16 protein-coding genes and 4 tRNA genes are annotated in these 19131 nt (G+C 61.0%); 1 reads left to right on the plus strand and 19 read right to left on the minus strand.

What is annotated here, in order from left to right; genetic code table 11:
- Positions 1–12: 12 nt before the first annotated feature.
- From ACZ6YA_RS15055 to alaS, 7 genes are all read right to left on the minus strand, one after another.
- A tRNA-Arg gene (locus tag ACZ6YA_RS15055) sits at positions 13–89 on the minus strand.
- Between the two features lie 72 nt (positions 90–161).
- Positions 162–238: transfer RNA gene (locus ACZ6YA_RS15060), tRNA-Arg, on the minus strand.
- 71 nt (positions 239–309) lie between these two features.
- Positions 310–386, minus strand: a tRNA-Arg gene (locus ACZ6YA_RS15065).
- 107 nt (positions 387–493) lie between these two features.
- Positions 494–584: transfer RNA gene (locus ACZ6YA_RS15070), tRNA-Ser, on the minus strand.
- Positions 585–656: 72 nt separating this feature from the next.
- A complete protein-coding gene (gene csrA, locus ACZ6YA_RS15075) occupies positions 657–845 on the minus strand; it encodes a carbon storage regulator CsrA (protein WP_003254503.1) in 189 nt (62 codons plus the stop codon).
- A 166-nt stretch (positions 846–1011) separates the two neighbouring features.
- Positions 1012–2247, minus strand: coding sequence for an aspartate kinase (locus tag ACZ6YA_RS15080; RefSeq protein WP_465897915.1), 1236 nt, complete (start codon positions 2245–2247; stop codon positions 1012–1014).
- An 85-nt stretch (positions 2248–2332) separates the two neighbouring features.
- Positions 2333–4957 (minus strand): alanine--tRNA ligase, encoded by a 2625-nt coding sequence (gene alaS / locus ACZ6YA_RS15085; protein WP_465897916.1) that lies wholly within the window; start codon positions 4955–4957, stop codon positions 2333–2335.
- Between the two features lie 371 nt (positions 4958–5328).
- Here alaS and ACZ6YA_RS15090 point away from each other — a divergent pair, with 371 nt between their 5' ends.
- On the plus strand, positions 5329–6507 hold the full coding sequence (locus tag ACZ6YA_RS15090; RefSeq protein WP_465897917.1) for a M91 family zinc metallopeptidase: 1179 nt from the start codon (positions 5329–5331) through the stop codon (positions 6505–6507).
- Between the two features lie 4 nt (positions 6508–6511).
- On the opposite strand, the gene astE is transcribed toward ACZ6YA_RS15090, so the two are convergent.
- From astE to ACZ6YA_RS15150, 12 genes are all read right to left on the minus strand, one after another.
- The gene (astE, locus tag ACZ6YA_RS15095) at positions 6512–7519 is read right to left on the minus strand and encodes a succinylglutamate desuccinylase (RefSeq protein WP_465897918.1); all 1008 of its coding nucleotides are present in this window, start codon (positions 7517–7519) and stop codon (positions 6512–6514) included.
- Positions 7520–7529: 10 nt separating this feature from the next.
- Entirely contained in the window at positions 7530–7820 is a 291-nt protein-coding gene (locus tag ACZ6YA_RS15100; RefSeq protein ID WP_274909289.1) for a topoisomerase II, read from the minus strand.
- A 14-nt stretch (positions 7821–7834) separates the two neighbouring features.
- Positions 7835–9184, minus strand: a complete 1350-nt coding sequence (gene astB, locus ACZ6YA_RS15105; protein ID WP_465897919.1) for an N-succinylarginine dihydrolase — start codon at positions 9182–9184, stop codon at positions 7835–7837.
- Positions 9185–9207: 23 nt separating this feature from the next.
- Entirely contained in the window at positions 9208–10671 is a 1464-nt protein-coding gene (astD, locus tag ACZ6YA_RS15110; protein WP_465897920.1) for a succinylglutamate-semialdehyde dehydrogenase, read from the minus strand.
- Positions 10672–11700 (minus strand): arginine N-succinyltransferase, encoded by a 1029-nt coding sequence (gene astA, locus ACZ6YA_RS15115; RefSeq protein ID WP_465897921.1) that lies wholly within the window; start codon positions 11698–11700, stop codon positions 10672–10674.
- Between the two features lie 54 nt (positions 11701–11754).
- Positions 11755–12774: an arginine/ornithine succinyltransferase subunit alpha gene (aruF, locus tag ACZ6YA_RS15120; RefSeq protein WP_465897922.1), complete on the minus strand. Its 1020-nt coding sequence runs from the start codon at positions 12772–12774 to the stop codon at positions 11755–11757.
- Positions 12775–12916: 142 nt separating this feature from the next.
- Complete coding sequence (locus tag ACZ6YA_RS15125; RefSeq protein WP_465897923.1) at positions 12917–14137, minus strand: aspartate aminotransferase family protein; 1221 nt, start codon at positions 14135–14137, stop codon at positions 12917–12919.
- 330 nt (positions 14138–14467) lie between these two features.
- Positions 14468–15448 carry a transcriptional regulator ArgR gene (argR, locus tag ACZ6YA_RS15130; protein WP_465897924.1) on the minus strand — a complete coding sequence of 327 codons (981 nt, stop codon included), beginning with the start codon at positions 15446–15448 and terminating at the stop codon, positions 14468–14470.
- Between the two features lie 99 nt (positions 15449–15547).
- Complete coding sequence (locus ACZ6YA_RS15135; protein WP_465897925.1) at positions 15548–16312, minus strand: ABC transporter ATP-binding protein; 765 nt, start codon at positions 16310–16312, stop codon at positions 15548–15550.
- Between the two features lie 22 nt (positions 16313–16334).
- Positions 16335–17033: an ABC transporter permease gene (locus ACZ6YA_RS15140; RefSeq protein WP_465897926.1), complete on the minus strand. Its 699-nt coding sequence runs from the start codon at positions 17031–17033 to the stop codon at positions 16335–16337.
- Positions 17030–17719, minus strand: coding sequence for an ABC transporter permease (locus tag ACZ6YA_RS15145; RefSeq protein ID WP_400795245.1), 690 nt, complete (start codon positions 17717–17719; stop codon positions 17030–17032). Before ACZ6YA_RS15145 ends, ACZ6YA_RS15140 begins: the two co-directional genes overlap by 4 nt.
- A gap of 88 nt (positions 17720–17807) precedes the next feature.
- Positions 17808–18593 carry an ABC transporter substrate-binding protein gene (locus tag ACZ6YA_RS15150; protein WP_465897927.1) on the minus strand — a complete coding sequence of 262 codons (786 nt, stop codon included), beginning with the start codon at positions 18591–18593 and terminating at the stop codon, positions 17808–17810.
- Between the last annotated feature and the right edge of the window lie 538 nt (positions 18594–19131).

Here is a 19131-nt window from a genome sequence, read left to right on the forward strand (position 1 = left end):
CTTCTTGATGTATGGCGGACTCAGCAGGATTCGAACCTGCGACCGCTCGGTTCGTAGCCGAGTACTCTATCCAGCTGAGCTATGAGTCCGTGGTGGTAGTTTTAGACCAGGTTACCACTGGTTTACTGAAGCCGCCTTGCAAGCAGAGCCACTTCAAAAAGTGGCGGACTCAGCAGGATTCGAACCTGCGACCGCTCGGTTCGTAGCCGAGTACTCTATCCAGCTGAGCTATGAGTCCGCAATGGTAGTTTTAGACCAGGTTACCACTGGTTATTCGAAACAGCTTTGTAAGCAAAGCCACTTCAAAAGTGGCGGACTCAGGAGGATTCGAACCTCCGACCGCTCGGTTCGTAGCCGAGTACTCTATCCAGCTGAGCTATGAGTCCGTGTCTTGCCGCGCATTATAGGTCGCTGAAACATTTTTGCAAGAACTTTTTTCGTTTAAAATCAACTACTTAGCGTTCTTACCGTTTACAGCGCTCTAAGCGAATAATGGCGGTGAAGGGGGGATTCGAACCCCCGATACCCTTATGAGGTATACTCCCTTAGCAGGGGAGCGCCTTCGGCCACTCGGCCACCTCACCGCAACACGAGGCGAATATTAAAGAACCTCTTTCACCTTTGCAACCCTTTTTTTGAAAAAAACTTCAAAAAAATTAAAGGCTTGGCTCTTCATCCTTCTCTTTCTTGATACGCAGGTAGATTTCCTCGCGGTGAACGGCCACTTCCTTCGGAGCGCTGACGCCGATACGCACCTGGTTTCCTTTCACGCCAAGTACCGTCACGGTGATCTCGCCGTCTCCAATGATCAGGCTCTCGGCGCACCGACGAGTCAGAATCAACATAGCTTTCTCCTTACGCAAACATTCAGGGATAACAGTCAGGGAACAACCGGACCTGGTCGTGGACAGCGACGCAGGACCTTGATGCGGGCCACGCTGGCAGGACAGGGCCTGCGTAACCCACAGAAACGCGAAGGGCGCGGCAAGCCGCGCCCCTCAAGGCAATGCCTTACTCGCCCTGTCGGGCAGGCGCGTCGAGTTCGAACGCGGTGTGCAGCGCGCGTACGGCCAACTCCAGGTACTTCTCTTCGATAACCACCGAAACCTTGATCTCGGACGTGGAGATCATCTGGATGTTGATGCTCTCCTTGGCCAGGGCTTCGAACATGCGGCTGGCCACACCTGCGTGGGAACGCATGCCAACACCGACGATCGACACCTTGGCGATCTTGGTATCGCCAATCACTTCGCGGGCACCAATTTCACGTGCGGTGTTTTCCAGCACGCTGTGAGCCTTCTCGTACTCATTGCGGTGCACGGTGAAGGTAAAGTCGGTGGTGTTATCGTGCGAGACGTTCTGCACGATCATGTCCACTTCGATGTTCGAGGCGCTGATCGGGCCGAGGATCTTGAAGGCGACGCCTGGGGTGTCCGGCACGCCGCGAATGGTCAGCTTGGCTTCATCACGGTTGAAGGCGATACCGGAAATGATCGGCTGTTCCATGGATTCCTCTTCATCAATGGTAATGAGGGTACCTGGACCCTCCTTGAAGCTGTGCAGCACGCGCAGCGGAACGTTGTACTTGCCGGCGAACTCCACCGAACGGATCTGCAGCACCTTGGAACCGAGGCTGGCCATTTCCAGCATCTCTTCGAAGGTGATCTTCTCCAGGCGGCGAGCCTGCGGCACGACGCGTGGATCAGTGGTGTAGACGCCGTCGACGTCGGTGTAGATCTGGCATTCGTCAGCCTTGAGCGCAGCCGCCAGGGCCACGCCGGTAGTGTCGGAACCACCGCGGCCGAGGGTGGTGATGCTGCCGTGCTCGTCGACACCCTGGAAGCCTGCCACGACCACCACGCGCCCTTCCTTGAGGTCAGCGCGAATCTTCTGGTCGTCGATCTGCAGGATGCGCGCTTTGTTGTGCGAGCTATCGGTGAGGATGCGCACCTGGTTGCCAGTGTAGGACACCGCTGGCACGCCACGCTTGATCAAGGCCATGGTCAGCAGGGCAATGGTGACCTGCTCGCCAGTGGACACGATCACATCCAGCTCACGCGGGACCGGCTGATCGGTGATCTGCTTGGCCAGGTCGATCAGGCGATTGGTTTCGCCGCTCATGGCCGACAGCACAACCACCAGGTCGTCGCCCGCTTCACGGTGTTTCTTGACCTTTTCGGCAACCTGCTCGATCCGCTCGATGGAACCGACAGAGGTGCCGCCAAATTTCTGTACGATCAACGCCATTTCAATGGTGCCTCAGCCCATACAGGGCCCCAAAAAAACCATCCAACATGAAGGGGCGAGTGACTAGACCACTCGCCCCTTCATCTCAAAGTCCCTGCTCTGCGAACGGCACGGCCAGCGCCAAGGCCTGGTCCAGGGCGGCGACGTCTACGCCACCACCCTGGGCCATGTCCGGACGGCCACCGCCCTTGCCACCTACTGCAGCAGCAGCTTGTTTCATCAGGTCACCAGCCTTGAGTTGGCTGGAGAGGTCCTTGGTCACGCCGGCCACCAGCACGACCTTACCCTCATGCTCGCTGCCCAGCAGGATCACTGCGTGGCCGAGCTTGTTCTTCAGCTGATCGACCAGGGCCAGCAATGCCTTGCCATCCTGCCCATCCAGGCGGGCAGCAAGGACCTTGGCGCCCTTGACCTCAACGGCCGCGTTGGAGAGATCATCCCCTGCGGCGCTGGCGGCTTTGGCCTGCAGCTGTTCCAGCTGCTTCTCCAGCTGACGGTTGCGCTCGAGCACAGCCGACAACTTGTCGATCAGGTTGTCGCGGTTACCCTTGACCAGCTGCGCGGCTTCCTTGACCTGCTCTTCGGCAGCGTTCAGGTAGGCCAGCGCGGCGGCGCCGGTCACCGCTTCGATACGGCGCACGCCAGAAGCGACGCCGCCTTCGCTGATGATCTTGAACAGGCTGATATCGCCGGTGCGCTTGGCATGGATACCGCCGCACAGCTCGACGGAGAAATCGCCGCCCATGCTCAGCACGCGCACGGTATCCCCGTACTTCTCGCCGAACAGGGCCATGGCGCCCTTGGCCTTGGCGGTTTCGATATCGGTCAATTCGGTTTCAACTGGGGTGTTCTTACGCACTTCACGGTTGACGATGTCTTCCAGGGCCTTGATCTGCTCCGGTTTCACCGCTTCGAAGTGGCTGAAGTCGAAGCGCAGGCGCTGGCTGTCGACCAGCGAGCCCTTCTGCTGCACGTGCTCGCCCAGCACCTGGCGCAGCGCTTCGTGCAGCAGGTGAGTGGCCGAGTGGTTCAGCGAAGTGGCGTGCTGCACGTCGGCATCGACTTTGGCCTCGACCGGCGAACCGATGACCAGCGCACCGCTGGCGACCACACCGTGGTGCAGGAAGGCACCGCCGGTCTTGGTGGTATCGCGCACGTCGAAGCGTGCTGCGCCGGCCTGCAGGAAGCCACTGTCACCCACCTGGCCACCGGACTCGGCGTAGAACGGCGTGCGGTCGAGGACCACGACGCCCTGCTCGCCTTCACCCAGCTGGTCGACGGACTGGCCATCCTTGTACAGGGCGATGATCTTGCCCTGGCCTTCAGTGGCGTCATAACCGAGGAACTCGGTGGCAGTGTCAACCTTGACCAGGCTGTTGTAGTCCATGCCGAAGGCGCTGGCGGAACGCGCACGCTCACGCTGGGCGTCCATCTCGCGCTCGAAGCCGGCCTCGTCGATGGTCAGCTCGCGCTCGCGGGCGATGTCGGCGGTCAGGTCCATCGGGAAGCCATAGGTGTCATACAGCTTGAACACCACGTCGCCCGGTACCACGTTGCTCTGCAGCTGGGCGAGGTCCTGTTCGAGGATGCGCAGGCCCTGCTCCAGGGTCTTGGCGAACTGCTCTTCTTCGGCTTTGAGCACACGCTCAATGTGCGCCTGCTGGTTTTTCAGCTCAGGGAAGGCCTCACCCATCTCGGCAGCCAGGGCGGCAACGATCTGGTAGAAGAAGCTGCCCTTGGCGCCCAGCTTGTTGCCGTGACGGCAGGCACGGCGAATGATGCGGCGCAGCACATAGCCACGGCCTTCGTTGGACGGCAGCACGCCGTCGGCAATCAGGAAGCCGCAGGAACGGATATGGTCCGCCACGACTTTCAGCGATGCCTGGGCGTCGTTGCTGCAACCGATGGCCGTGGCCGCGGCGCACAGCAGGTTCTGGAACAGGTCGATCTCGTAGTTCGAGTGCACGTGCTGCATGACCGCACTGATGCGTTCCAGGCCCATGCCGGTATCCACCGACGGCGCTGGCAGCGGGTGCAGCACGCCGTCGGCGGTGCGGTTGAACTGCATGAAGACGTTGTTCCAGATCTCGATATAGCGGTCGCCGTCTTCTTCAGGCGAGCCGGGTGGGCCGCCCCAGATGTCGGCGCCGTGGTCGTAGAAGATCTCGGTGCACGGGCCGCACGGGCCGGTGTCGCCCATGGTCCAGAAGTTGTCGGAGGCGTATGGGGCGCCCTTGTTGTCACCAATGCGCACCATGCGCTCGGCCGGCACGCCGACTTCCTTGGTCCAGATGTCGTAGGCTTCGTCGTCGCTGGCGTAGACGGTCACCCAAAGCTTTTCCTTGGGCAGGTTCAGCCATTTGTCGGACGTCAGGAAGGTCCAGGCGAAGGTGATCGCATCGCGCTTGAAATAGTCGCCGAAGCTGAAGTTGCCCAGCATTTCGAAGAAGGTGTGGTGACGCGCGGTGTAGCCGACGTTTTCCAGGTCGTTGTGCTTGCCACCAGCACGCACGCACTTCTGGCTGCTGACCGCACGGGTGTAGGCCCGCTTCTCGGCACCGAGGAAGCAGTCCTTGAACTGGTTCATCCCTGCGTTGGTGAACAGCAGGGTCGGGTCGTTGTTCGGGATCAGCGAACTGGAGGCGACTCGGGTATGGCCCTGCTCTTCGAAGAAGCGAAGGAAGGCTTCACGGATTTCTGCGCTTTTCATAGGTTCTTCCACGGAAACGGCGGCCCTTTGGGGGCAAACGCGTCGACGAAACGACGGCAAAGGGCCGCATTATATCGGTCCTGCAATCTAGGTGCAGTGTGTTTATGCGATAGAAAGCGTCGATCTGGCGGTTTTTCGATCCCGAACAGATCAGAAGGCATAAGCGTGATGCTAAAGGCAGCCTTTCGTGGCTGGCAAGCGAATTACCGCTCAACGTAGCGGAAAACGGAACAGCCGGTTAATCAACGGTTTCCAACCCCTGAAAGGGCACATACCACTACCAGCCGACGCCATCGGTGCTACCCCTGCACCACTGAGCGACGAAATTATTCGCGACCCTGCGGACCCGTATGTCAATGGAATGCTACGACATGAGCCCGCGCACCCTCACTATTTCCCGAGGCAACTTGCCTTCAACCCGAAAACCCCTGCCCTACAGCGACAACCAAGTATCGATCAAGAATGCGCCGTTCACAGTCATCGTCGAGGTACTGATTGAAGGTGTCGATGTGATTGTTCAGGCCTCACCCCCAGGACTTGGCATACAGCTTGGCGACCTCCGGTACGACACGCTGTTCTTATCCACCGATATCGCCTACATCAGGACAGGCAGCGGCAACGACAACGTGCAAATTGCAGCCGAGGGCAATGCACGGGTCGTCGTCGAGACCCTAGAGGGTAACGACCAGGTCACTCTGAACTACTCACCGATGACCGAAGAAGACTGGGCGCGAATGGTCGTGGACGCTGGGCCAGGCGACGACACAATCAGTGCCCATGACGTGCAGGAGGCGGAGCTGGACGGCGGGCCAGGCAATGACGAGATTTACAGCTCAGCCACCTATGGCATGCTCTACGCTGCCACCGGGGACGATACGCTGACCGTCGAGGCTGGTCGCGCCATCATCGAGGCGATGAGCGGAATTAACGCCATCGCCAACGGACCACTCGACGATCGAATCTACGGTCATGCCGAAAGCGTCGTCGCCACCGCCGGGCATGATGCACCGCTGTTGCTGGAAGCAAGGAACGAGCCGCTTGCCGGAGCCTATGCTGCGACGTTCGTTATCCAAGGCGATGGCTATTACGTAAACAAGATCACCGTACTGCTCAACTTGCTCAAAAGCAGCCAGACCGCCTCAGTCTTGCTCGCCGACCTCGTGGCGAAACAGGCCAAGGTGAGCATTCGCAATACGCCGGATCTGTACAACGCCCATACCCGCAGCAGTGGATTGCTCCAAAATCCTCGCGTCCATGGGAGGAAACGCGGTGATCGAGTCCTTGAGTGCGTGATCGAATTCAACCCTTTGATCAACGTCCGCCGGGAGCCAGCGGTGGTAGCCCTGTACCACGAGCTCTGCCACGCCTGGAACCTGGCCACCGGCAGCATGCTGGGAAACCGAGAGCACCAAGCCGTAGGGCTCGACAGCGGAGAAGCGTTCGATTTCGACGATGATCCCTCGACGCCTGCGAACAGAACCAACCCGGCCCCGTTCAACGAGAATGCCCTACGGCACGAACTTGGGCTGCCACCTCGCCTGAAGTACTAAACCATCAAGCCAATCGGTCGCCGCTGTCAGGCACGATGAGAATTCCCGCCCGCAGACCATTCTTCACCTTCGGGTTTGGAAAAATGATACGCGCGCCCTCCTCCTCCACCACCCAGCGCGTCTCGGACAGGTCTTCGGCCAGCAGGTAACCCTTGCTCAGCTCGGAGAAGTTTTCGATATCTGCTGGCAGGTGCAGGCGGAAGCCCTCGCTATGCTTAATGATCTCGCGCGAGACGCTGAACAGTTTCAAGCCATCCAGCGAACTTTCGGTTTCGGGCTCGGTGCCTTCGATGATCTGAATCAGGCGATCTTCAAGCTTGTCCAGGTTGACCTGCTCGTTCTGCCCGAACGGCCGCGCCTTGCCAAGCTCCAGCGTGAAGGCCTCCGCAGCGAGCTGCTCATAGGTGAAGGCACTGAAAGTGATCGACGACTTGCTCTGCAGCAGTACCGCTTCCATGCCGGCAGCCGCCAGGCGAGCCAATTCGCGCCGGGAATGCTGACGCCCCTCTTTATAAGGGTACAAGGCGAACTGCTCGATTTTGGAGCCACGAATGGCGGTATGCAGGTCGTAATGTAGGCGGGTGCGCTCCGGTTTACTGAAGAACACCCGGGCAAACTGTTCAAGCTCGGCGGCGCGCAGCGCCTCGAAACCACTGGAGAGTTCGTGGCGGCCATTGAACAGGCGGTTGATATCCTGCTCGATGAAGCGCTCGCCCTTGCGGATGGCCACCGGGTTGCCGAACAGGAACAGCACCCGCGCGCGCGGTTTGATCTTGCCGTTGGCGACGCCGTGCAGCAAGCGTTCGAGCAACTCGATCGGTGCTGTTTCGTTGCCATGGATGCCCGCCGACAACAGCAGGTCCAGCCCGCAATCCTCGGCGTCCGGGGGGCGAACTTCCAGTGCGCCGTCCCCCAGCCAGCGCAAACGCGCGCCCTTGGGTGTTACTTGGGTTTTCTCGGCCGGCTCGTGATCGGTCAGGGTCAGCTCAAGCAATTTGCCAAGGGCGAGCATAGGCGCTTCCTTAGTGGTGGTGGCCGCAGTCGGGGCCATGGACATGGTCGTCATCTTCACCGACTTCTGCCGGCTCCATCTCCAGTTGCAGGCTGACCAGGTTGGTAGCCATCGGGCGCAGCAGCAGGTTGGCGTACTCGGTGTCGTTCTCGTCGACGTCGACCCCGATCAGCAGCTGGCCACGGCCATCCTGCTGAATCCACACTTCCTTGCCTTGCCAGACCACGGCAAAACGGGTGCAAGAGGTTTCCAGCTGGGTACCGTCTTCATCTTCAAGGATCAGGCGCAGGGCGTCGGTCATTACAAACTCTCTCTTCAAGGTTGGCGTTGGAACGGATAGACCGAACCCAACTTCAGGATCTGGGTCAACTCATCCAATGCCGTACGGCATTCGACCAGCAATTGTGGGTCGGCAAGGTCCGCCTCGCCCAAGCGATCGCGGTAGTGCTTGGCGACCCACTGCAACAGTGTGTCGTACAGCGGGGCGGTCATGATAACGCCTGGATTGACCGCCGCCAGTTCCGATTCCTGCAATGCCACACGTAAGCGCAGGCAAGCCGGGCCGCCGCCGTTCTGCATGCTCTGCTTGAGGTCGAATACCTTGACCTCCTTGATTGCGCCGCCTTGGCTGGACAGTTGCTGCAAGTACGCCCAGACACGTTCGTTGTTGCGGCACTCTTCCGGCACTACCAAGAGCATCGAGCCATCGTCACGGCTGAGCAACTGGCTGTTGAACAGGTAGGAACGCACTGCATCCTCTACTGCCACCGCTGCCCGCGGTACCCGGATGGGCTGGAAGTTGCCACCCTTGCTGGCCAGTTTAGCTTGCAGCTGGCCAAGCACCGCGTCGGTCTCGAGGAAGGCATCCTCGTGGTAGAACAGCACCTCGCCGTTGCCCACCGAAATCACATCGTTGTGGAACACACCCTGGTCGATCACTGCCGGATTCTGTTGAGCGTAGACCACTCCGCCCTCACTCAGGCCATGCAGGCGCGCCACCGCTTGCGAAGCCTCGAGGGTTTGCCGCGCCGGGTATTTCTGCGGCGCAGGGAAGCGGCTGTCGAAGGCGCTGCGGCCATAAACGAAGAACTCGACGCCAGCCTCGCCATAGCGACGGCAGAAACGCGTGTGGTTGGCCGCGCCCTCATCGCCGAACTGTGCCACGGCAGGCAGCGCCGGGTGATGGGCAAAGTGTTTCTCATTGTTGAACATCGCGGCCAGCACACGGCTGGTGGTCGGATGCTCGATGCTGCGGTGGTACTTGCAGTTCAGGTTGGCGGCGGTGAAATGCACGCGGCCATCGGCGGTATCGGCGCTGGGGCTGACAGTGGCGGCGTTGGCCACCCACATGCTCGACGCCGAGCAACTGGCGACCAACAGCGGCATGGCCTCCCTGGCGGCACGCTGGATCACTTCGGCATCGCTGCCACTGAAGCCCAGGCGGCGCAGCGCGGCGACATCCGGACGCTCCTGCGGTGCCAGCACGCCTTGCTTGAAACCAAGGTCGGCCAGCGCTTTCATCTTCGCCAGGCCCTGGCGCGCCGCTTCACGCGGGTTGGACGCCTGCTGGCTGTTGCTCTGCGAAGCCACGTTACCGTAGGACAGGCCGCCGTAGTTGTGGGTCGGCCCCACCAGGCCATCAAAATTCACTTCATGGGATTTCATCGGCTAGGCTCCGTGACCTGTTGTTATAGGGTGACGCCCGGCGTCAGGGTTGCCGGCAAGGCAAGGCTGGCGGTCTCCAGCGAAGCCACGGGGTACGCGCAGTAATCGGCGGCGTAATAGGCACTGGCGCGGTGGTTACCACTGGCGCCAACGCCCCCAAACGGCGCACTGCTGGCGGCACCGGTCAGCTGCTTGTTCCAGTTGACGATGCCGGCGCGGCTGCGCAGCCAGAAGTACTGGTAGCGAGCACGCGAATCGGACAGCAGGCCGGCGGCCAGGCCGTACCGGGTGTTGTTGGCTTCATCGATGGCGGCATCGAAGTCGGCGTAACGGATCACCTGCAGCAGAGGGCCGAAGAACTCTTCGTCGTGGCGATCAGCGACCGCGGTGACATCGATGATGCCCGGAGTCAGTAATGCGGCATTGGCTTGAGGCTGAGTCATCTGCAGCAGGCAGGTGGCGCCCTTGCCAAGCAATTCGGCTTGCGCCGCCATCAGCGCCTGCGCTGCCTGCAGCGAGATCACCGCGCCCATGAAAGGTGCAGGCTGCTGGTCGAAGGCGCCGACCGTGAGGGTCTTGCACACCTCGACCAATCGCGCGACCAAAGCATCACCCCAGGCGCCCTGCGGCACCAGCAGGCGGCGGGCACAGGTGCAGCGCTGGCCGGCTGAGATGAATGCCGACTGGATGATGGTGTACACCGCTGCATCGAGGTCCTTGACCTCATCCACCAGCAGGGGGTTGTTGCCACCCATTTCCAGCGCGAGGATCTTGTCCGGGCGCCCGGCGAACTGCTGATGCAGCAGGTTGCCGGTACGGCTGGAGCCGGTGAAGAACAGGCCATCGATACCGGCATTGGCCGCCAGCGCCACGCCCGTCTCACGCGCGCCCTGGACCAGGTTCAGCACACCGGCCGGCAGGCCAGCGGCAATCCAGCAATTGACGGTCAGCTCCGCAACTTTCGGAGTCATCTCGCTGGGCTTGAACACCACACAGTTGCCCGCCAGCAGCGCTGGGACGATATGGCCGTTTGGCAGGTGGCCGGGGAAGTTGTAGGGGCCGAACACGGCGACCACTCCATGTGGCTTGTGCCGTAGCACGGCAGTAGCGTCGGCCAGCGGGCCGCTTTTCTCACCGGTGCGCTCACGGTAGCTCTGCACCGAGATCGCCACCTTGTTGACCATGCTGGTGACTTCCGTGGCCGATTCCCACAGCGGCTTGCCGGTTTCCTCACCGATACAGTGAGCCAGCGCTTCGGCGTGTTGCTTGAGCTGATCGGCGAACTTTTCCAGCACGTCGATGCGAGCTTCCAGGCTAAGTTGCGCCCAGGCCGGAAATGCCTGACGGGCAGCCTTGACCGCCGCATCGACTTGACCAGCATCGGCACCCTGCCCCGCCCAGACAATGGATTGGCTGACCGGGTTTAGCGATTGCAGGGTTTCACCCTGGCCGGCCTGCCAATTGCCGGCGATGTAATGTGTGGTCATTTACTGGACCTCCCGACTTGCCGACAGCGGCACCGCGCGCACGTTGTCGCCAGCCCCCATGCGCAGGCGCTTGGCAGTCAGTGGGTCGACCACCAGGGTCCCGGCGGCCAGGCGTGCGGGCGCGGCGGTAATGCGGCAGTCATCGCGTTTGCGGTTGTGGATGATGTAAGGAGTGGCGTCATCGCCCGGCGTGCCTACAGCCAACACCAGCGCCTGGCTTTCGCGCACGGCGCGAATCTTCGAGGTTTCGCATTCGATCGCCGGTCCTGCGTCGAAGATGTCGACATAGCCCTGGTAGTTGAAGCCTTCCTGCTTGAGCATGGCCAGCGCCGGCTCCGTGTCGGTGTGCACCCGCCCGACGACGTCGCGCGCAGCCTCTGACAGGAAGCAAGTGTACAGCGGGAACTTGGGCATCAGCTCGGCGATGAACGACTTGTTGCCCACGCCGGTGAGGTAGTCGGCCTGACTGAACTCCATCTTGAAGAAGTGCCGCCCCAGGCTTTCCCAGAATGGTGAGCGGCCGTGCTCGTCAGACATGCCACGCATCTCGGCAATGATCTTGTTGCCGAACAGCTCGGGAAACTCGGCGATGAACAGCATGCGCGCGCGCGACAGCAAGCGGCCATTGAGCCCGGAGCGGTAGTCGCTGCGCAGGAACAGAGAGCACAGCTCGGAGTTGCCAGTCAGGTCGTTGGCCAGGAACAGGGTGGGGATTTCGCGGTAGATGCCCAGTTCCTGCGAAGCACTGACGGTCAGACCGACCCGGTAGTTGTACCAGGGCTCGCGCAGGCCGACGGCGCCGGCGATGGCACTGATACCGACCACCAGGCCTTCATCGTTTTCCAGCACGAACAGGTAGTCGGTGTCGCCACGCTCAGCTTCGCCACGGAAACTCTTCTCGGCCCAGCCGACCCGATGCCCGAGGCGCTCCTCGTTGGCTGGCAAAGTGGTCAGCCCAGTGGTACCGGTGCTGCGTGCCAATTCGATCAGCGCAGGTAAATCGCTGCTGCGTACAGGACGAACGATCATGCTATCTCCTTGTGCGGCAGCTGCGGCCACCGCAAAACTCTCTGTTCCCAGGCTTCAGACCGCGATCAGACGCACGCTGGCGCCCTCGCCCACACCCAATGCTTCGGCTGCCTCGGCACTGAGGCTGACCGGTTTCCCCGGCACCCAGTCCAGCTCCACCAGCACGGCCCGGTAATCCTGCAGCTGGCCATTGCACACCAGGTACGGGCGGCCACCCTTGACCGGCGTCTCATCCAGCCTGACCGGCACCACGCGGCTCTGGGCGATCGAGCGAATGCCCGAGGCACGCGCGTGCAAGGTCGGGCCGCCGTCGAAGATGTCGATATAGTGCTCAGTCTCGAAGCCTTCACGCATGAGGATGTCGAAGGTGATCTGCGCCCGCGGGTGCACCTGGCCCATGGCTTCTTGCGCGGCATCGGGCAGCAGCGGCACGTAGATCGGGTAGTGCGGCATCAGTTCGGCGAGGAAGGTACGGCTCTTGAGGCCGCAGAGGCGCTCGGCATGGGCGTAGTTGAGGTCGAAGAAGTTGCGACCGATGGCGTCCCAGAACGGCGATTCGCCCTGTTCGTCGCTGTACCCGACGATCTCGGTGACTACCGAGTCGGCGAAGCGCTCCGGGTGCGCGGCCATGAACAGCAGACGACCGCGCGAATTGAGTTCAGCCCAGCCACTGTCGACCAGTTCGGGCAGTACATAGAAGCTGGTCAACAAGCTGTTGCCGGTAAGGTCGTGGCACAGCGACAGGACGTGGATCTTGTTGTGGATCTTCAGTTCGCGCGACGCGTGCACGAAGGTTTCGTTACGGAAACTGTAGAACGGCTCGGAATAGCCGGCTGAAGCGACGATGGCCGAGCAGCCGGCCAACCTGCCGGTCTTGCTGTCTTCGAGCACGAAGAAGTAGCTCTCTTCACCGTTGAAGCTGACTTCGGCGGCGAACGATGTTTCCGAGGCAGCGATCTTGTCGCCCAGGCGGGCGCTATCGTCCGGCAGCGAGGTGACACCAACGGGGCTGTCTGCAGCCATGCGCTGCACTTCGTTCAGATCAGCCATTTGCGCGGGGCGCATCACCAGCATGGTGTCACTCCTTTGGAAAAACGGGCCGTTCAGGACGGCACGGAAAAACGGCGGGCGCGTGAATGAATCTGCAAGCACGCACCGGCACTGGAATTCTGGTATCGCCGGCCCGCTCAGGGCCAGCGAAAGGACCGCAGGCGGATCAGCCCTGGATCAGTTTGGCCACGGCGCGCTCGAAGCGCTCCAGGCCTTCGTCGATGTCGGCGTCTTCGACCACCAGGCTTGGCGCGAAACGCACCACATCCGGGCCGGCCTGCAGCACCATCACACCTTCCTTCTCGGCGGCATTGAGGATGTCCTTGGCCTTGCCCTGCCAGGCTTCGGTCAGCACACAGCCGATCAGCAAGCCGACACCGCGCACCTGGGAGAACAGGCCGGTCTGTTGGCCAATCTTTTCCAGACGGGTTTTAAAGCGCTCGTGCTTGGCGTTGATGCCAGCCAGGGTTTCAGGGGTATTGATAACGTCCAGCACGGCGCAAGCAACGGCACAGCCCAGCGGGTTACCGCCATAGGTGGTGCCATGGGTGCCGACGGCCAGGTGCTTGGCCAGTTCGGCAGTGGTGAGCATGGCGCCGATCGGGAAACCACCGCCCAGGCTCTTGGCGCTGGTCAGGATGTCCGGGGTCACGCCGTAGTGCTGATAGGCATACAGCGAGCCGGTACGGCCGACACCTGTCTGCACTTCGTCGAAGATCAGCAGGGCGTTGTGCTCGTCGCACAGCTTGCGCGCGCCTTCCAGGTACGCCTTGTCGGCCGGCACCACACCGCTCTCGCCCTGGATCGGTTCGATGACCACAGCGCAGGTCTTGTCGGAGATCTGCGCCTTCAACGCTTCCAGGTCGTTGTAGGGCACATGGCTGATGCCGGTGATCTTCGGGCCGAAACCGTCGGAGTATTTCGGCTGACCACCGACGCTGACGGTGAACAGGGTGCGACCGTGAAAGCTGTTCACGGTGGCGATGATTTCATGCTTTTCGGGGCCGAAACGGTCATGGGCGACCCGACGGGCCAGCTTGAAGGCGGCCTCGTTGGACTCCGCACCGGAGTTGCAGAAGAACGCACGGTCGGCAAAGGTGGCGTCGACCAGCTTGTGCGCCAGGCGCAGGGCCGGCTCGTTGGTAAAGACGTTGGACACGTGCCAGAGGGTATTGGCCTGGTCGGTCAGGGCCTTGACCAGAGCCGGGTGGCAATGGCCCAGGGCGTTCACCGCGATGCCGCCGGCAAAGTCGATGAGCTCGCGACCCGACTGGTCCCAGACGCGGGAACCCTCGCCTCGCACAGGAATGAAGGCCGCCGGAGAATAGTTGGGGACCATGACCTGGTCGAAATCGGCACGTTGCACCGGGGCTTGCTCAACGGACATCTGAGTCTCCTGAAGAGGAACGCTGGCCTGGAAGTGGCAAGCGATGGGGGGATTGTAAGGACTGATCAGCGCCTGTCCTTGCGGCCAAGCGACAACTTGTTACAGCGCAAAACCCAGTTTTAACCAGGCTTTCGGCAATGCGACAAACACTGTCGCAATCGCGCAGTGTACCGGCAGAGAGAGACTGGGTGAACGGCTGTTCACATATGAAGGGAAGTTGCTTCTACCGACCTTTTCAGGGGACAAGCCCGCTCCCACAGAGCCGGCGCTCACCTCAACCTGTGGGAGCGGGCTTGCCCCGCGAATGGGCCGGCACTGATAACCAAGATCTCAGCCCTTTTCGGCAGGCGCCGAGCTCAATTCGAACGGGCTGCTGCTGCGCCGCTGATTCCGATCTTCCCGCGGCGTTGCGCCAAAGAAGTTACGGTAGGCGCTGGAGAAATGCGGACCGGACGAGAAGCCACAGGACAACCCGATCTGAATGATCGACTTGCTGGTCTGCATCAGCATCTGCCGAGCCTTGTTCAGGCGCAATTCCAGGTAATACTGGCTCGGCACACGATTGAGGTACTGCTTGAAGATGCGCTCCAACTGCCGGCGCGACACGCAGACATGCTGGGCGATTTCGTCGGTGGTCAACGGTTCTTCGATGTTGGCCTCCATCAGCAGTACCGCCTGGGTCAGCTTCGGATGACTGGAGCCTAAGCGGTTCTGCAAGGGAATGCGCTGACGCTCGCCGCCCTCGCGAATGCGCTCGACCACCAGCTCTTCGGACACCGCCCCGGCAAGCTCCGCACCATGGTCGCGTGCCAGTACCGCCAACAGCAAATCGGTCACGGTCATACCGCCACAGGCAGTCAGGCGATCACGATCCCAGTCGAACAGGTGGCTGGTGGCAATCACTTTTGGGAAGCGCTCGGCAAAGTCGTCCTGCCAGCGCCAGTGCACCGCCGCACGATAGCCATCGAGCAGGCCGAGCATGGCCAGCGGGTACACGCCAGCGGAAAGACCGCCGATCATGCAACCGCTGCGAGCCAGCTGCTTGAGCGCCGTCGACAGGGTAGAACCGACCGCCTGCGGCAACTCATCGGCCAGCAAAAACAGCTTGTGACAACCTTCGAGTCGCCCACTCCACGGCTCACCTGGCAGCCGCCAGGCGCCCTCCTCGACCGGCTCGGCCTGCAGGAAGGCCAGTTCGTAGACCACGTCGGGGTGTACCCGCTGGGCAACCAGCAACACTTCCTCTGCCAGCGCCAGAGTCAAAGGCTTGGTGCTTGGCCAGATGAGAAAACCGATACGCTGGGTGGTCATAGGGTGCGGTCCGAAACCTGAGTTCGTTCGAGTCTGTGGCGCCGGGTCAGGCTGCGCTTGCTGCGCAGCATGCCCTACTTTGGTGCAAAGGTGCAGCCTTTACTTCAGGCTGCCGGAGAGAAACTGCTTGAGCCGCTCCGATCGCGGGTTGGCCAGCACTTCACGCGGGCAACCGGTTTCTTCAACCAGGCCTTTGTGCAGGAACACCAACTGGTTGGACACCTCGCGGGCAAAGCCCATCTCGTGCGTTACCACCACCATGGTCCGGCCCTCCTGGGCCAGCGCCTGCATGACCTTGAGCACATCACCGACCAACTCCGGGTCGAGTGCCGAGGTCGGTTCGTCGAACAGCATAACCTCAGGTTCCATGGCCAGCGCGCGAGCAATTGCCACACGCTGTTGCTCACCACCGGACATGTGCCCGGGGAAGGCGTCCTTGCGGTGCGCCACGCCTACTTTGGCCAGGTAGTGCTCGGCCTTCTCCAGGGCTTCCTTTTTACTCACGCCCAGTACATGAACGGGTGCTTCGATGATGTTTTCCAGCGCGGTCATGTGCGACCACAGGTTGAAGTGCTGGAACACCATCGACAGGCGCGAGCGCATGCGCTGCAGCTGGCGGGGGTCGGACGCCTTCAGCGCGCCGTCCTTGCCGGCGACCAGCTTCAGCTCTTCATTGTTAAGCAGGATCTTGCCGGCGTGCGGCTGCTCGAGCAGGTTGATGCAACGCAGGAACGTCGACTTGCCCGAACCGCTGGAGCCGATGATGCTGATCACATCGCCTGCCTTGGCCGCCAGAGACACGCCCTTGAGGACTTCATGGCTGCCGTAGCGCTTGTGCAGGTCTTGGACTTCGAGTTTGTACATGCTGTCGGTTCTCACAGAGCGTTCAGTGCTTGCGCGGCGCCAGGTAGCCGAGCCAGCGGCGTTCGGCCATCTTGAACAGGCGCACCAGGATGAAGGTCAGGCACAGATAGAACACGCCCGCCGTGATGTAGGCCTCGAAAGGCAGGTAGTACTGGGCATTGACCGTACGTGCAGCACCGGTGATGTCGATCAGGGTGACGATGGACGCCAGACTGGTGGTCTGCAGCATCATGATCACTTCGTTGCTGTACTGTGGCAACGCGCGGCGCAGGGCCGACGGCAACAGGATGCGGCGGTACATCTTCATGCGCGACATGCCCATGGCCTTGGCCGCCTCGATCTCGCCATGGGGCGTGGCCTTGAGGCTGCCGGCGATGATTTCGGCGGTGTAGGCGCTGGTGTTGACGCCGAATGCCAGGCAGGCACAGAAGGTCGCGCTGGACAGCAATGGCCAGAAGATACTATCGCGCACCGCCTCGAACTGAGCCAGGCCGTAGTAGATCAGGAACAGCTGCACCAGCATTGGCGTACCGCGGATCACGTAGGTATAAAGCCAGGCCGTGAAGTTCACCACCGGTTGCTTGGACACGCGCATCAGACCCAGCGGAACAGCCGCCAGCAAACCGAAGAACAGCGATATCACCAGCAACTTGAGGGTCGTCAGCAAGCCGCCAAGGTACAGCGGCATGGCCTCCCAGACGACGTTGTAGTCGAAGATCATAGTTCAGCCACCTTGACGCCCACCGAGTAGCGCTTCTCGAGATACTTCAGGGCCAGCAGCGAGACACTGGTCAGCACCAGGTACAACGCCGCCACTGCCAGGAAGAAGGTAAAGGGTTCGCGCGTGGCATCTGCCGCCTGCTTGGCCTTGAACATCATGTCCTGCAGGCCGACCACCGAGATCAGCGCAGTGGCCTTGGTCAGCACCAACCAATTGTTGGTGAAGCCCGGGATCGCCAGGCGGATCATCTGCGGCACCTGGATGCGGAAGAATACCTGACGGTTGCTCATGCCATAGGCCACGCCTGCTTCGGCCTGACCCTTGGGAATACCGAGGAAGGCGCCACGGAATGTCTCCGACAGATACGCGCCAAAGATGAAGCCCAGCGTGCCGATACCGGCGACCAGCGGGTTCAAGTCGATGTAGTCGTCGTAGCCGAGCAGCGGCGCTACTCGGTTGATGATGTCCTGACCGCCATAGAAGATCAGCAGGATCAGCACCAGGTCCGGAATCCCACGGATCACCGTGGAATACATATCGCCCAACCAGGCCAGCCAGCGCACCGGCGACAAGCGCAGCGCCACGCCGATCAGGCCGAGCACGATGGCCAGGGCCATCGACGACAGGGCGAGCTGCAGCGTCAGCCACGCCCCGTCGAGGATGACTGCCCCGTAGCCTTTCAACATGATGAGGTCCTCGACCTAGAGAATGAAAAATGGTGCAAACCTCAGAGCCTCTGCTGTTTGCACCATTGCACAGGTGAAACTCGACGACTTACTTCGAGTCTGGACCGTAGATGTCAAAGTTGAAGTACTTGGCTTCAATTTGCTTGTACTTGCCGTTGGCACGGATCGCATCGATAGCGGCATTGATGCGCTCGGCGTTGGCCGTGTCACCCTTGCGCACTGCGATGCCGACGCCGTCACCGAAGTACTTCACGTCGGTGAACGATGGGCCCACGAAAGCAAAGCCTTTGCCGGCGTCGGTTTTCAGGAAGCCGTCTTCGAGCAGCGTGGCATCGGCCACGGTGCCGTCCAGGCGGCCAGCAGCGACATCCAGGTAGATTTCGTTCTGGGTGCCGTAAGGCACGACGGTGGCGCCTTGAGGGGCCAACACTTCTTTGGCGAAGCGGTCATGGATCGAGCCGCGCTGTACGCCGATTTTCTTGCCTTTGAGTTCAGCCAGGCTGTCGCTCACGGCGGTACCTTCCTTCATCACCAGGCGGGCCGGAGTCAGGTAGTAGCGCTTGGTGAAGTCGACCGATTTCTTGCGGTCGTCGGTGATCGACATGGACGACAGGATCGCGTCGATCTTGCGTACTTTCAGTGCCGGGATCAGGCCATCGAATTCCTGCTCGACCCAGGTGCACTTGGCTTTCATTTCTTCACACAGGGCATTGCCGATGTCGTAGTCGAAACCGGCGATGCTGCCGTCAGGCTGCTTGAAGGCGAAGGGTGGGTAAGCCGCTTCGATACCGATTTTCAACGGTTTTTCTTCGGCCTGCGACACCAGGGAAAACACGGAAAGCGCCAGGGCGCCAAGCAGTGCGAGCTTCTTCATCAGGTAACTCCATCGGTACGGGGCAATACAAGGCAGGGTAACGGCTGCCCGATATGCGAATGGGTACAACGCAAGCCGCGCAAGGTCGGTCGATGACCACGAGCGAGTGAGTGGCATTTTAACGACAGCCCGATAGTCGATATTTCTTCAAAGCGACAACTACTTACAGAAGCGCTTGAAATCGCAGCGAGCCAGGTTGACAGCCTTTGCAAATTATGCAAATGCGAGGGAAATAGAACCCATAGAACTAGCAATTACTGGGCCTATTATTGGCAAAGCCTTGTGCTACGGCAAGTGCAGCGTGCTGTGCTGCACAAAATGCCGAGAAAAACGCACCCAAAGGGCGCTCGACTGTTTCTCGGCGCCCCGTTTTCGTGCGAATGCGGTGACAGAAGAGTTACCGATGAATGTCGGGTAACAAAGCAAGATTTGGAATTGCTCCTGAAACCATTCGCGGGCAAGCCCGCTCCCACAGGTATAGCGCCATTCTCAGAAAAGCGCTGTAGCGGTGGGAGCGGGCTTGCCCGCGAATGGGCTG

The sequence above is a fragment of the Pseudomonas sp. NPDC090752 genome (genome assembly GCF_055584805.1).